The organism is Curtobacterium sp. BH-2-1-1, from assembly GCF_001806325.1.
In the GTDB taxonomy this organism is placed as follows: Bacteria; Actinomycetota; Actinomycetes; order Actinomycetales; family Microbacteriaceae; genus Curtobacterium.
Genome location: NZ_CP017580.1, coordinates 921,871 through 935,482, shown reverse-complemented (window position 1 = coordinate 935,482; position 13,612 = coordinate 921,871). Strand labels below are relative to the sequence as shown.

The following is a 13,612-nucleotide window of genomic DNA, read 5'->3' as shown; positions in this document are numbered from 1 at the left end:
CGTTGCCGCCACGACGCACCCGATCGAGGAGGGCCCCGTGGCGCACACATCCGCACCCCGGCGGTCCTCGGCGTGGAACCGCGGGATGATCGCGCACGGACGACGGTCCGACGGCGCCACCGACACCCGTCCCACCATCCCGATCGGACCCTGCAATGGACCTCGTCTCCGTCCGCACCGTGCGGACACCGTCGCACCGCGACGACCTCTCCTTCGGTCCCGGTGAGCATCCCCTCGCCGGTGGCACCTGGCTGTACTCGGAGGAGCAGTCGGGCCTGACCGGGCTCGTCGACCTCACGGCACTGGGGTGGCGCGACACCGAGCGCAGCGCCGGAGGGCTCCGGATCGCCGCGACGTGCACGATCGCGTCGCTGCTGCGCGTGGCGCCCGAGGACGACTGGCGTGCCTGGCCGCTCGTCGACCGGTGCGCCAACGCGTTGCTGGCGTCGTTCAAGGTGTGGAACCAGGCGACGGTCGGCGGCAACGTCGCGGTCGCCCTGCCTGCGGGGGCGATCACCGCGCTGCTGGTGACGCTCGACGCGGTCGCGGAGGTCTGGACGCCGGACGGCGGGGAGCGCCGGGTCCCGGTGGCGGACCTGGTCACCGGGCCGCGGACGACCGACCTCGCGCCGGGTGAGGTCATCCGGGCGTTCGACGTGCCACGTTCGGCCCTCGTGGCGCGCACCGGGTTCCGCCGGGTGTCCCTCAGCCCGCACGGCCGGACCGGCGCGCTCGTCACGGCGCGGTGGTCGGCGTCGGGCTTCGTCCTCGTCGTGACCGGGGCGACCCCGCGGCCGCTCGTGCTCCGTCACCCCGGAGTCCCGACCGCTGCGGAGGTCGACGCACGACTGGAGGCACACGACGCCTGGTACGACGACCCGCACGGATCCCCGGACTGGCGGCGCGCGGTGAGCCGGCGGTTCGCGGCGGAGCTCGTCGCCGAGGCGCTCGGGACGACGGGCGGTGCGGCATGAGGTTCGAGGTCGACGGCGCGACGGTGGACGCCGAACCGCAGCCCGGTCAGGTCCTCCGCACCCTGCTCCGCGAGCACGGGGTGACGTCCGTCAAGAAGGGCTGCGACGCGGGCGACTGCGGTGCGTGCTCGGTGCTCGTCGACGGTGTGCCGGTCCACTCCTGCATCACGCCGGCGCACCGGTTGGCGGGTCGTGCCGTCACCACGGCTGCGGGGCTCGGCACGCCGGAGGACCCGCACCCCGTGCAGCGCGCGTTCGCCGAGGCCCCGGGCTTCCAGTGCGGCTTCTGCACCGCCGGGTACGTCGTCACGGCGTCCACGCTCGACGAGGACGCCCTGGCCGACCGGCACCGCGCCTTGAAGGGCAACCTCTGCCGGTGCACCGGGTACCGGGCGATCGAGGACGCCCTGGACGGGGTCGCGAACACGGCGTGCGCGGCGGCCGGCCAGGCGATCGGCACGTCGGTCGCCGCCCCGGCCGCGATGGCGATCGTGACCGGACGCGAGGAGTACACGCTCGACGTGCGGCGGACCGAGGGTCTGTTGCACCTCGCGGTCCTCGGCAGCCCGCACCCGCACGCCCGCATCGTGTCGATCGACACGGCGGAGGCCGAAGCCCTCCCGGGCGTGCACGCCGTCCTCACGCACCACGACGACCCCGGCGTGCTGTTCTCCACCGGTCGGCACGAGTCCCGCCTGGACGACCCGGACGACACCCGGGTGCTCGACCGGGTGCTCCGGTTCCGTGGGCAGCGCGTGGCCGCTGTGGTCGCGGACAGCGTCCGGATCGCCGAGCAGGCCTGCGCCCTCGTGCGGGTGCGCTACGAGGTGCTGCCGAGCGTGCACGACCCGGACGCGGCCCGCGCCGCCGGTGCTCCGCTCCTGCACGCCGACAAGACGACCGAGGAGCACCGGATCGCCGAGCCGGGCCGCAACGTGGTCGCCGCCCTGCACGGTGAGACGGGCGACGTCGACGGAGCCCTGGCGACGGCCGCGGCCACCGTCGAGGGCACCTGGACGACCGGCCGCGTCTCGCACGCCGCGCTCGAGACCCACGCGACCCGCGGGTCCGTCGACCGGGACGGGCGGCTCGTGCTCCGAACCGCGACGCAGGTCCCGTTCCTGGCGCGGGACGAGATCGCGCACGTGTTCGGCCTCGACCCGAGCCGAGTCCGTGTCATCGCGAAGCGCGTCGGCGGTGGGTTCGGCGGGAAGCAGGAGTTGCTGACCGAGGACCTGGTCACCCTCGCGGTGCTGCGGACCGGTCGCGCGGTGCAGTACGAGTTCAGTCGGCGTGACGAGTTCACGATCGCCCCGACCCGGCACCCGATGCGCGTGCGGGTCCGGCTCGGTGCCGACGCCGAGGGGCACCTGACGGCACTGCACGTCGACCAGACCATGGACACCGGCGCGTACGGCAACCACGGGATCGGTGTCATGTTCCACTCCGTCAGCGAGTCCGTCGCCGTCTACCGGTGCCCGTCGAAGCGTGTGGACGCGGAGTCCGTGTACACGAACAACCTGCCGTCCGGGGCGTTCCGCGGGTACGGGCTCGGCCAGGTCGTGTTCGCGATCGAGTCCGCCATGGACGAGCTCGCCCGGGAGCTCGGCATCGACCCGCTCGACCTGCGGCGGCGGAACGTCGTGGTCCCCGGAGACCCCCTCGTGGTCACGGACCCGGACGAGCAGGACGACCTGCGCTGGGAGGGCAGCTACGGACTCGACCAGTGCATCGACCTGGTGGAGGACGCCCTCCGCGCGCCGGTGCCCGAGGTCCCCCGGATGGACGGGCCGCCGCTGGACGACTCCGGCGACTGGGCGTTCGGCACCGGGGTCGCCCTCGCGGCGATCGCGACGATGCCGCCGCGCGGGCACCACGCGCACGTGTCGGTCGAGGCCACGGCCGAGGGCCGGTACCGCATCGGCGTCGGCACGGCCGAGTTCGGCAACGGGACCACCACGGTGCACACGCAGCTCGTCGCCACCGCCCTCGGCACCACCACGGACCGGGTCGACGTGCACCAGTCGGACACCGACGCGGCCCGGCACGACACCGGGGCGTTCGGGTCCGCTGGGGTCGTCGTCGCCGGCAAGGCGCTGTACGCCGCGGCGCAGGCACTGCGGGAGGACATGACCGCGCGCGCCCTCGGGATCGTCGCCGCCCGGACACCCCGGACCGCGTCGGGTCCGCTCGGGCCGGCGGTCTCGATCGGGCCGGACGGCGTCCGCATCGGGGAGGAGCTCGTCGGGCACGCCGAGATGCTCGCCGACGGCCCGCTCGTCGCGCACGGCAGCCACGACGGCACGCCACGGTCGCTCGCGTTCACCGTGCACGGCGCCCGGGTGGCGGTGCACCGGCCGACGGGTGAGGTCCGCGTGCTGCACAGCGTGCAGGCGGTGGACGCCGGCACCGTCCTGAACCCGGAACAGCTCCGCGGCCAGGTGGAGGGCGGCGCCGCGCAGGCGATCGGCTCGGCGCTCTACGAGGAGGTCGTGCTGGACGAGACCGGTCGGGTGACGACCGACGCGTTCCGGTCGTACCGGGTGCCGAAGATCTCCGACGTGCCCCGCACCGAGGTGCGCTTCGCCGACACGCACGACCCGCTCGGCCCCCTCGGCGCGAAGTCGATGAGCGAGGCGCCGTACAACCCGGTCGCGCCGGCCGTCGCGAACGCGGTGCGCGATGCCGTCGGCGTGCGCCCCCACCGGTTGCCGATGACGCGCGACCGGGTCTGGGCGATGCTCCAGGACGCGACCGACGCCGGAGGTGCGTGATGTTCGAACTGGCACCGCGCCTCCTGGCCGCCCTCGATGCGGGGGACCCCGTGGTCGTCGCGACGGCCGTCGCGATGACGGGCAGCGCGCCGACCGGCGTCGGCTCGTCGATGGCCGTCCTGCCCGGCGGCCAGGTCGTCGGCACCATCTCCGGCGGGTGCGTCGAGGGGGCGCTGTTCGACACGGCGGAGCAGGTCCTCGAGACCGGCGAGGCGGTGCTCGAACGCTTCGGGTTCGACGACGACCCGGACGACGTCGACGCGATGTGGGCACCGGCGCTCCGCTGCGGCGGTCGCGTCGAGGTCCTGGTCCGTCGCGTCCGTCCCGACGACGCCGACGTCGTGGACGCGCTCCGGCGCGCGGCGTCCGGGGTGCCGACGTCGCTCGGCCTCTCGCTCGACCCGTCGACGCTCGGCGCGGTCGTGCACGTCCCCGACAGCTGTGGCGGCCGGCTCTTCGTGGAGCGCGCCGACGTCCGGCCGCGGTGCATCGTGGTGGGCGCGGTGGAGTTCGCCGTGGCCCTGACGAACACGGCGGCGGTGCTCGGCTACGCCGTGACGGTCGTCGACCCGCGGCCGGTGTTCCTGACCGACGAGCGCTTCCCGGCCGCCGACGAACGCATCGTGGGCTGGCCGACGCGTGTGGTCGAGGCGTTGCCGGTGGACGCGACCACCGCCGTCGTGGTGCTCTCGCACGACGACCGGTTCGACGCCGCCGTGGTCGACTCGGCGCTCCGACGGGGTGCCGGGTACGTCGGGGCGATGGGCTCCCGCACGACGAACGCACGCCGGATGGCGGAGCTGCGCGCGCTGGGGACGCCGGACACCGACCGGCTGCGGTCCCCGATCGGGCTCGACATCGGTGCGACGACGCCGGCCGAGATGGCGGTCGCGATCATGGCCGAGGTGATCGCGGTCCGGACGGGTGCCGGCGGCGGTGCGCTCGTCGACGGTGCCGGTCCCATCCACCGCCGGGCGGTGTCCGCGAGCTGAGCCGGCGGCGCACGATCGGGTCAGGCGTCGGCGGGTGTCCGGGCCAGTCGTTCGGCGAGCCGCGCCGCGATCTCCCGCTCGTCCGCCGCGACGAGCTCCCCGTCGCGGACCACCACGCGCCCGCCCACGACGACGTGTCGGGGCCGCCGCCCGGGGGCGGCCCAGAGGAGTCCCGCGACGGGGTCGGCGACTCCCGCGTCCGCCACCCCGGAGACGTCCCACACGCACAGGTCGCCCGCGCTCCCGGCGCCGAGGTGCCCGAGTTCGGGGCGCCCGAGCCCCGCCGCGGAACCCTCGGTCGCCGCGCCGAGCAGCTGCCGCGCCGGCAGCTGCGGCCCGACGAGCGCCGACACCTGCATGGCGAGCCGGGCGTCCGCGAGCAGGTGTCCGGCGTCGTTGCTGCCGCCGCCGCTCGTGCCGAGGCCGACCGGGACCCCGACCGCGGCGAGCCGTGCGACGGGAGCGATGCCCCAGCCCATCGGCACGTCGCACCCGGGTGCGTGCGTGGCGGTGACGCCCGCTGCCGCGAGCCGGGCGATCTCGTCGTCGGTGACGTCGCAGAGGTGCGCGATGGTGACGTCCGGCGCGAGCCACCCCCACTCCTCGAGCAGGTCGAGCGGACGACGGCCGTAGCGCTCGAGCGCGATCGCGGTGTCGACCTGTTCGTTGGCCTGGGTCCGCCGGCGGAGTCCGTGTCGCGCCGCCACCTCGCCGAGCGCGCGGAAGGTCGCCTCGCCGTCGGAGTGCACGCCGGCCGGACCGACGGCGACCTGGAGCCCGCCGTCCGGGTCCACGCCGCCGACGGCGTCGTCGTGCAGCAGTCGTGACGCGATCGCGTCCGCCGAGGCCGCCGCGCGGTCCGGGTCGTCCCGTGCCGAGCCGCGGACGAAGACGACCCGACCGCCGAGACCGCGGACCGCGCCCACGGTGGCCGCGGCGAGCGCGACGGTGTCGTCCGTGGTCGCCTCCGCGGGCCAGTTCAGGTGGTGGTCGGCGATCGTCGTGACGCCGGACAGGAGGCCCTCCGCGGCTCCGGCGGACGCCGCCAGTGCGTAGAGGCCGGGGTCGTGCCCCACCCGTCCGTACGCCGCGGCCATGGTCGGGAGCCAGTCCGCCATCGGCACGCCGCGGGTCCCGGGCAGGGTGCGGAACGCGGTCTGGAGGAGGTGGTGGTGCGCGTTGACGAGACCGGCCGTGACGACGCACCCGGATGCGTCGAGGGTGGTGACGAGGCCGCTGCCGTCGTCGACGACGACGTCGCCCTCCCGTTCGGTCCGGGGGTCGACGAGGACGCGGAGGGCTCCGGTGACGGTCAGCATGGTGGTGTTTCTAGCAGTCCCCTGTTTCCGGCCCGTGACGGGGTGCGCACGGACGGCGCAGCTGCTCCGTCCCGGCGTTCCAGGACCCTCGGTCGGCATCGCGGGGTAACCGGGCGGAAACACCCGGGGAACACACGGACCGTAGGTTCGCCCCATGACGCAGACCCTGATCCGCGCCGGATGGGTGCTCACCGCAGCACCCGACGGCGCTGCCACGCCCGCCGCGATCCGCGACGGAGCCGTGCTCCTCGACGGCGACCGGATCGCCGCGGTCGGCACGTACGCCGAACTCGCCGCGGCCCACCCGGACGCGCCGGTGCGCGGCGGTGCGTACGACATCGTCACGCCCGGCTTCGTGAACACCCACGGCCACTTCAGCGAGGGGCTCATCACGGGGATCGGTTCGCAGTACACGCTCTGGGAGTGGCTCACGGCGCTGATCGGGCGCGTCAACCCGGTGATGACCCGGGACAAGGCGTACGCGGGCACGGTGCTGCAGGGCATCCAGCTGCTCCGGAGCGGGGTGACGACGGCGAACGACATGTTCTGCGCGGACCCGGTGCCGGACGAACCGGCGACACCCGGCGTGGTGCAGGCGCTCGAGGACCTCGGGCTGCGCGGGGTCGTGTCGTTCGGCTCCGGCGACGTCGACCGCGACTTCGGCGCGACGCCCATCCTGGAGGAGTTCGAGGCCCTGCGCGAGGCCGCCGCCGCCAGCCGGTACAGCACGTTCCGGGTCGGCGTCTCGTCGATCGGGCGGTACACGGACGACACCTGGCAGGAGCACGTGGACTACGCGGTCGCCGGCGGCCACGGCGTGCACGTGCACTTCCACGAGGTGCGCGAGGAGGTCACCGCGGCCCGGCAGCGCACCGGACGGACGGCCATCGGGCACGCCGAGGCGACGGGCATGTTCCAGGTCCCGGTGATCGCCGCGCACAGCGTCTGGGTGGACCGCGAGGACCGGGAGCGGTACGCGGCCAACGGCGTCGGCGTGGCCCACAACCCGGTCGCGAACGGGATCCTCGCCAGCGGCATCGCCCCGATCGCGGAACTCCGTGCGCTCGGCGTCCCGGTGGGCATCGGGGTCGACGGCCCGGCGTCGAACGACTCCCAGGACTTCCTGCAGGCGATGAAGACGGCCGCGCTGCTCGCTCGGGTGCGGGACCTGCAGGCCACCGCGATGAGCGCCCGCGAGGCCTTCGAGATGGGGACGATCGGCGGCGCCCGTGCCCTGCGCATGGAGGACGAGATCGGCTCGCTGGAGCCGGGCAAGCGCGCGGACCTGGTCGTCCTCGACGGCGACTCCCCGACCCTCGCGAACGTCCACGACCCCTACCAGGCGGTGGTCTTCGTCGCCGGCAGCCGCGAGGTCCGCGACGTCTGGGTGGACGGCGAGCTGAGCGTCGCGGACGGCGACGTCACCCGGGTGGACGTGCGTGAGGCGGTTGAACGGGCGCGTCCGCTCGCCCGGCAGCTCGTGGCCGAAGCGGGCCTGGAGCGCCTGTCCGCGCTCACCGGCGGCCCGCTCGACGGCACCGAGCGTCCGTAGTCCGTCCGGTCAGAGTTCGAGCACCAGTCGCGGGCAGCCGCGCCGGGCGCGGGACACGCAGACCATCATGGTGCGGTCGTCGGCCTGCTCCTCGGGGCTGAGCACGGTGTCCCGGTGCTCGACCGCGCCCTCGAGCACGGGGGTCTCGCACGTGCCGCACGTGCCCTCCCGGCAGGACGAGAGCACGAAGGCGCCGGCGTCCTCCGCGACCTCGAGCAGGGTCCGGTCGGCTGGCACCGTCACGGTGACGCCGGTGACCGTGAGCTCGACCTCGAAGGCCTCGCCGGGGGCGTCGACGTCCGCGGCGGGCTCGAAGCGCTCGACGCGGACGCTGCCCGCCGGCCAGTGCTCGGCGGCGGCCTCGACCGCGTCCATGAGCCCGCGCGGCCCGCAGCAGTACACGACCGCGTCGCGCGGTGCGGCGAGGAGCGCGTCGACGTCGAGCCGGACGCCCTCGTCGGCCGCCGCCACGACGACCCGGTCGGGGTGCGCGGCGACGAGCTCGTGCACGAACGCCATGCGGTCGCGGGACCGCCCCGCGTAGTGGAGCTCCCACGGTGTGCCGGCGCGTTCGGCGGCGGCGATCATCGACCGGATCGGCGTGATCCCGATGCCCCCGGCGACGAAGACCGCGGGGCGCGCCGGGTCGTGGCCGAAGTGGTTCCGCGGTCCGGCCACCACGACCTCGTCGCCGACCGCCAGCCCCTCGTGCACGGCGACCGATCCGCCGCGGCCGTCGGGCTCGCGGAGCACGGCGATGCGCCAGTGCCCGTCGGCGGTCGTCGTGACGAGCGAGTACTGGCGCTCGGTCCCGGGGGAGACCTCGAGGTCGACGTGCGCCCCGGGTTCCCAGTCCGGCAGCGCCGGACCGTCGACCGGGGCCAAGTCGAGTGCGACGACGTCCGTGGCGACTTCGTGGCGGGCGGCGACGCGCAGCCGCCGACGCTCCGGCACGGCGCTCACGCGATCGCTCCGGCGCGCGGGGTCTCCTTGACCACGATCATGTGGAAGCGGGTGCCGTCCGCGCTGCACCACCGGTGGCCGGTGCCGCCGCGGTAGTACGCCGAGTCGCCGGGCCCGAGGTCGAGCGGTTCCCGTCCGCGCAGGTCGAGGTGCACGCGGCCGGCGAGCACGGTGAGGAACTCGTCCTCGTGGTGCTCGAAGTACTCGCCGAGGTCCGTGTCGTCGCCGACCCACTCCAGCGGCTCGAACGCGTGCGGGCCGGCGTGCACGAGCAACCGGGCCTCGCCGCTCGAGAACGGTCCGCGGGCGCCCTCGCCGGCACGGATGACCTCGGGCAGGCGGACCTCGTGCTCCGGTCGCTCGGGGGCACCGGCTGCGAGTAGTTCGACCTGGGACGTGCCGAGCGCCGCGGCGATCTTCTCGAGGGACACCATGCTGGCGCGGGAGTGCCCGCGCTCGACCTGGCTGAGGAACGGGTGCGACAGCCCGGTCAGTTCGGCGACCTGGACGAGCGTCAGTCGTGCGGCGCGTCGACGGGCACGGATGTGCTCACCGATCCGCTGGGTCTGGTCGTCGACGACGCGGTCGGTCTCGGTGGTGGTGCCGGTGCTCACGCGCGCTCCTCTCGTCCTCGGTGGGGCCGTCCCGACCGCTCGGCCGGAACGCTCGTTCCCGCTCCCGGTCGCGTCGGGGCGGGCGTCACACACGGCAACCGCCTCGAAACGAGAGGGAAACACTGCCGCCCTAGCATCGGGGATGTTGATGCGATCAACATTCTCACACACGATCGAGAGGCTCCGGATGGACTCGTCAGTGCCCCGCCCGATCGCCCTCCTGCGCTCCGCGCTGCTGCCGGACGGCCGGTCGGTCGACGTCGCGATCGACGGCGAGACCGTCTCCGCCGTGGCCCCGGCCGGCACCCTCGCGGCGCCGACGGAGGAGACGATCGACCTCGGCGGCCGGCTGCTCCTGACCGCACCGGCAGAACCGCACGCCCACCTCGACAAGGCCCTCAGCGCCGACGTCATCCGGCCGCCGCTCGGCGACCTCGGTGCCGCGATCGCCTCGTGGACCGCGCACGCGACGACCATGACCGTCGAGGACATCGCCGACCGGGCGCGGTCCGCCGCCCTCACGCTGCTCGCCGCCGGCACCACGGCCGTCCGGAGCCACGTCGACGTCCTCAGCGGCCGACACAGCGCGGCCGACCGGCCCGCCACCACGGAGCAGGCCCTGCGCGGCGCCCGTGCCCTCGTGCAGGTCCGCGACGAACTCGCCGGCCTGATGGACATCGAGCTCGTCGCCCTCGCCGGCCCGCTCGCCCCCGACGAGCACGTCGAGGCGGTGCTCGACCTCGGCGTGGACCTGGTCGGCGGCGCCCCGCACCTCGCCGAGGACCCCCTCGCGGACGTCGACCGACTCCTCGCCATCGCCCACCGACGGGGCCTCGGCGTCGACCTGCACGCCGACGAGAGCCTCGACGGCCCGGTGACCCTCGACCACTACGCCCGGGCATCCCGCTCGCTGCGACGGGACCGGCAGTACTCCGCCGGGCACTGCGTCCGGCTCGGCACCCTGGGGCCGGAGCGGCTCGCCGAGGTGGTCGCCGACGTCGCCGCAGCCGACCTCGGGGTGATCACGCTCCCGATCACGAACCTGTACCTGCAGGGCTGGCAGTACCCGGTCGCCACGCCGCGGGGACTGACCGCCATCCAGGCGCTCCTCGACGCCGGCGTCCGCGTCGCCGCCGGCGCGGACAACGTCCGCGACCCCTTCAACCCGGTCGGCCGGAGCGACGCCTTCGAGACCGCATCGCTGCTCGTCTCCGCCGGCCACGTGACGCCGGACCAGGCGTACGCGATGGTGAGCGACACCGCCCGGAGCGTGATGGGCCTCCCGGCCGCCGGTCCCGTCCCCGGGCGGCGCGCCGACCTGCTCGCCGTGGCCGCGACGAGCGTCACCGACGCCGTCGCGAACGCCCCCGCCGACCGCATCGTCCTGTCCCGCGGGCGACTCGTCGCCCGCACCGAGGTGCGACGGACCGTCGCCGCGCCGGCCGCAGCCGCGGCCGCCGTCCCCGCCTGACCCCTCCGCCCGCCCGCACCGAGAACCCGAGGTGATCGTGACCACCACCGCCCCGCCACCCGTCGCCACGACGGACACGCTGCTCGACTTCCGCAACGTCGAGATGACCTTCCCGAACGGCACCATCGCCCTGCAGGGCGTCGACCTCACCGTGGACCGCGGCCAGTTCGTCTCGGTCGTCGGCCCGTCCGGCTGCGGCAAGTCCACGCTGCTCCGCATCGCCTCCGGCCTCGAGACCGCGTCGGACGGGTCGGCCGGTGTCGCGGCCGACCGCATCGGCTACGTCTTCCAGGACGCCACGCTCCTGCCCTGGCGCACCGTGCAGGGCAACGTCGAGCTGCTCGCCGAGCTCGGACACGTGTCGAAGGCCGAGCGAGCCGCCAAGGCCGCCCACGCCATCGAGCTCGTCGGCCTGAACGGCTTCGAGACGAACCTGCCGAAGCAGCTGTCCGGCGGCATGCGGATGCGGGTCTCGCTCGCCCGGTCGCTCACCCTCGACCCGGAGCTCTTCCTGTTCGACGAGCCGTTCGGTGCCCTCGACGAGATCACCCGCGAACGCCTCAACGACGAGCTCCTCCGGCTCTTCGTCGAGCAGCAGTTCGCCGGGCTCTTCATCACGCACTCCGTGTCCGAGGCCGTGTACCTCTCCACCGAGGTGATCGTGATGTCCGGGCGCCCCGGCAGCATCGTCGGCCGGTTCGACGTGCCGTTCCCGATGCCCCGCGACCCCGACATCCGCTTCACACCCGAGTTCGCCGAACTGGTCGGCGAGGTCTCGCACGCGCTCCGGGAAGGACACCGCTGATGGTCACCCTGCAGGAGGCCGCCGAGACCCGCGCGGTCCGGGCCGCCGCCCGTCGCGCCGCTCCTCGGACCCGCCGCGGCATCGCGTGGTGGCAGCCCGTCGTCGTCCTCGCCGTGCTCGTCGGCATCTGGTACGCGGCGGCCGCGTACTACGACCACGTCCGCGGCCTGGCCTTCCTCGTGCCGTACCCGCACCTCGTGGCGAAGGCGATCGTCGCGCCGACGATGCCGGACGGGTCGCCGTCCACGTTCGGCTCCGACCTCTGGTCCGCCCTCGCACGCACCACCGTCGTCTCGCTCACCGGCCTCGGCTTCGCGATCGTGATCGGCGTCGTCTGGGCGATGGCGATGGCGCAGGCGAAGTGGCTCGAGAACTCGCTGTACCCGTACGCCGTGGTGCTGCAGTGCGTGCCGATCCTCGCCCTCGTGCCGCTCATCGGCGCACTGTTCGGCTACGAGTTCGTCAGCCGCGTGATCGTCACCGTGATGATCGCGCTGTTCCCGATGGTGTCGAACACGCTGTTCGGACTGCAGTCCGCCGACCGCGCGCAGCGTGAGCTGTTCCAGCTGCAGCGCGCCGGCCGGTTCGCCCAGCTCGTCAAGCTGCAGTTCCCCGCCGCGCTGCCGTCGATCTTCGTCGGTCTGCGCACCTCCGCCGGGCTGAGCGTCATCGGGGCGATCGTCGGCGACCAGTTCTTCCAGCGCGGCAACCCCGGGCTCGGCGTCCTCATCCAGGTGACCGCATCGCGCCTGATGGGCCCCGAGCTGTACGCGACCATCCTGATCGCCTCGCTCTACGGCGTCGCCGTCTTCCTCGTGTTCGGCCTGATCGGGCGCCTGGCCGTCGGCCGCTGGCACGACTTCAGCTGATCCCCCCAGAACCCACACCCCTTCCCACCACAGCACCACGAGACCCGCACCACGAACGGAGCCTCCATGCGCACCACCTCCCGCCTCGGCGTCGCCACCGCCGCCCTCGCCGCCACCGCCATCGCCCTCACCGGCTGCGCGGCGGGGTCGTCCGGCAGTACCGGGACGACCGCCGCGACCTCGTCGACCGCCTCCGGGCCGAAGGTCGACCTCGCCGGCGCGTGCCCCGCGACCGTCGTCGTCCAGACCGACTGGAACCCCGAGGGCGAGCACGGCCACCTCTACCAGATGCTCGGCCCGAACCCGGTGATCGACTCCTCCGGCAAGACCGTCACCGGCGACCTCTACGCCAACGGCAAGAGCACCGGCGTCAAGCTCGAGATCCGAGCCGGCGGCCCGGCGATCGGCTACACCAAGGTCGCGTCGCAGATGTACCAGGACAAGGACATCACCCTCGGGTACATGTCCACCGACGAGCAGGTGCAGTTCTCCGGCAACCTGCCCACCACGGCGGTGTTCGCCGAGAACGACCAGTCCCCGATGTCGATCATGTGGGACCCGAAGACGTACCCGGAGGTCGACAGCATCAAGAGCCTCGGCAAGGCCCTCGAGAAGGACGGCGGCGTCGTCCGCTACTTCAACGGTGCCGCGTACATGACCTACCTGGAGCAGTCCGGGATCCTGCCGAAGAAGGTCCTCGACGGCAGCTACGACGGCACCCCGTCGAAGTTCGTGTCCGCAGGCGGCAAGGACGCGCAGCAGGGCTTCGCGACCGCCGAGCCGTACATCTACCAGAACCAGGTCGCGGCCTGGGGCAAGAAGGTCGACTACGCGCTCGTCTCGAGCACGGGGTGGAACCCCTACCCCGAGGCGATGTCGGTCCGTACCGGTGACCTGAAGAAGCTCGAGCCGTGCCTGCAGAAGCTCGTGCCGGTCATGCAGCAGGCCGACGTGGACTACCTGAAGTCCCCGGGTGCCACGAACGACCTCATCACGAAGCTCGTGCAGCAGTACAACAACGGCTGGACCTACGACTCGAAGGTCGGCGCGTTCGCCGCGGCCCAGATGGTGAAGCTCGGCCTCGCGAAGGACACCGACGGCTACATCGGGTCGATGGACGAACAGCGCATGCAGGACTTCATCGCCAAGGCGACGCCCGTCTTCGCCGGCACCGGTGACGTCAAGAGCGGCCTGAAGCCCTCCGACCTGTACACGAACGAGTTCCTCGACAAGTCCATCGGTCTGGGTTCCTGACACCGGTCGGCTCCCGTCGAACGGG

Annotated in this window: 11 protein-coding genes; 8 read left to right on the top strand and 3 right to left on the bottom strand. The window is 73.7% G+C overall.

Annotation, left to right across the window (positions count from 1 at the left end; translation table 11 throughout):
• Window positions 1–155 precede the first annotated feature (155 nt).
• Genes BJK06_RS04270 through BJK06_RS04260 form a run of 3 tightly spaced genes read left to right on the top strand, consistent with a single transcriptional unit; the run spans window position 156 to window position 4,740 of the window.
• Window positions 156–974: a xanthine dehydrogenase family protein subunit M gene (locus tag BJK06_RS04270; RefSeq protein WP_070416842.1), complete on the top strand. Its 819-nt coding sequence runs from the start codon at window positions 156–158 to the stop codon at window positions 972–974.
• Entirely contained in the window at window positions 971–3,748 is a 2,778-nt protein-coding gene (locus BJK06_RS04265) for a molybdopterin cofactor-binding domain-containing protein (protein WP_070416841.1), read from the top strand. The genes BJK06_RS04270 and BJK06_RS04265 overlap by 4 nt, the downstream gene beginning before the upstream one ends.
• A complete protein-coding gene (locus tag BJK06_RS04260) occupies window positions 3,748–4,740 on the top strand; it encodes an XdhC family protein (protein ID WP_070416840.1) in 993 nt (330 codons plus the stop codon). Before BJK06_RS04265 ends, BJK06_RS04260 begins: the two co-directional genes overlap by 1 nt.
• Window positions 4,741–4,760: 20 nt before the next feature.
• On the opposite strand, the gene BJK06_RS04255 is transcribed toward BJK06_RS04260, so the two are convergent.
• Window positions 4,761–6,059, bottom strand: coding sequence for an amidohydrolase family protein (locus tag BJK06_RS04255; RefSeq protein ID WP_070416839.1), 1,299 nt, complete (start codon window positions 6,057–6,059; stop codon window positions 4,761–4,763).
• A gap of 154 nt (window positions 6,060–6,213) precedes the next feature.
• On the opposite strand from BJK06_RS04255, the gene BJK06_RS04250 reads away from it, so the two are divergent.
• Window positions 6,214–7,611, top strand: coding sequence for an amidohydrolase family protein (locus BJK06_RS04250; RefSeq protein ID WP_070416838.1), 1,398 nt, complete (start codon window positions 6,214–6,216; stop codon window positions 7,609–7,611).
• Between the two features lie 9 nt (window positions 7,612–7,620).
• Here the strand turns inward: BJK06_RS04250 and BJK06_RS04245 are convergent, their stop codons facing one another.
• On the bottom strand, window positions 7,621–8,574 hold the full coding sequence (locus BJK06_RS04245; RefSeq protein ID WP_083295044.1) for a PDR/VanB family oxidoreductase: 954 nt from the start codon (window positions 8,572–8,574) through the stop codon (window positions 7,621–7,623).
• A complete protein-coding gene (locus BJK06_RS04240; RefSeq protein WP_070416837.1) occupies window positions 8,571–9,188 on the bottom strand; it encodes a helix-turn-helix domain-containing protein in 618 nt (205 codons plus the stop codon). Before BJK06_RS04240 ends, BJK06_RS04245 begins: the two co-directional genes overlap by 4 nt.
• Before the next feature lie 187 nt (window positions 9,189–9,375).
• Between BJK06_RS04240 and BJK06_RS04235 the strand changes: the two genes are divergently transcribed.
• The 4 genes from BJK06_RS04235 to BJK06_RS04220 all read left to right on the top strand — a co-directional run bounded on the left by BJK06_RS04235 (window position 9,376) and on the right by BJK06_RS04220 (window position 13,587).
• The gene (locus BJK06_RS04235; RefSeq protein ID WP_070416836.1) at window positions 9,376–10,659 is read left to right on the top strand and encodes an amidohydrolase family protein; all 1,284 of its coding nucleotides are present in this window, start codon (window positions 9,376–9,378) and stop codon (window positions 10,657–10,659) included.
• Window positions 10,660–10,696: 37 nt separating this feature from the next.
• Window positions 10,697–11,464: an ABC transporter ATP-binding protein gene (locus BJK06_RS04230; RefSeq protein WP_258027696.1), complete on the top strand. Its 768-nt coding sequence runs from the start codon at window positions 10,697–10,699 to the stop codon at window positions 11,462–11,464.
• Window positions 11,464–12,333 (top strand): ABC transporter permease, encoded by an 870-nt coding sequence (locus BJK06_RS04225; protein WP_070416835.1) that lies wholly within the window; start codon window positions 11,464–11,466, stop codon window positions 12,331–12,333. Before BJK06_RS04230 ends, BJK06_RS04225 begins: the two co-directional genes overlap by 1 nt.
• A 66-nt stretch (window positions 12,334–12,399) precedes the next feature.
• Complete coding sequence (locus tag BJK06_RS04220) at window positions 12,400–13,587, top strand: nitrate ABC transporter substrate-binding protein (RefSeq protein WP_070416834.1); 1,188 nt, start codon at window positions 12,400–12,402, stop codon at window positions 13,585–13,587.
• The last annotated feature ends 25 nt before the right edge of the window (window positions 13,588–13,612 follow it).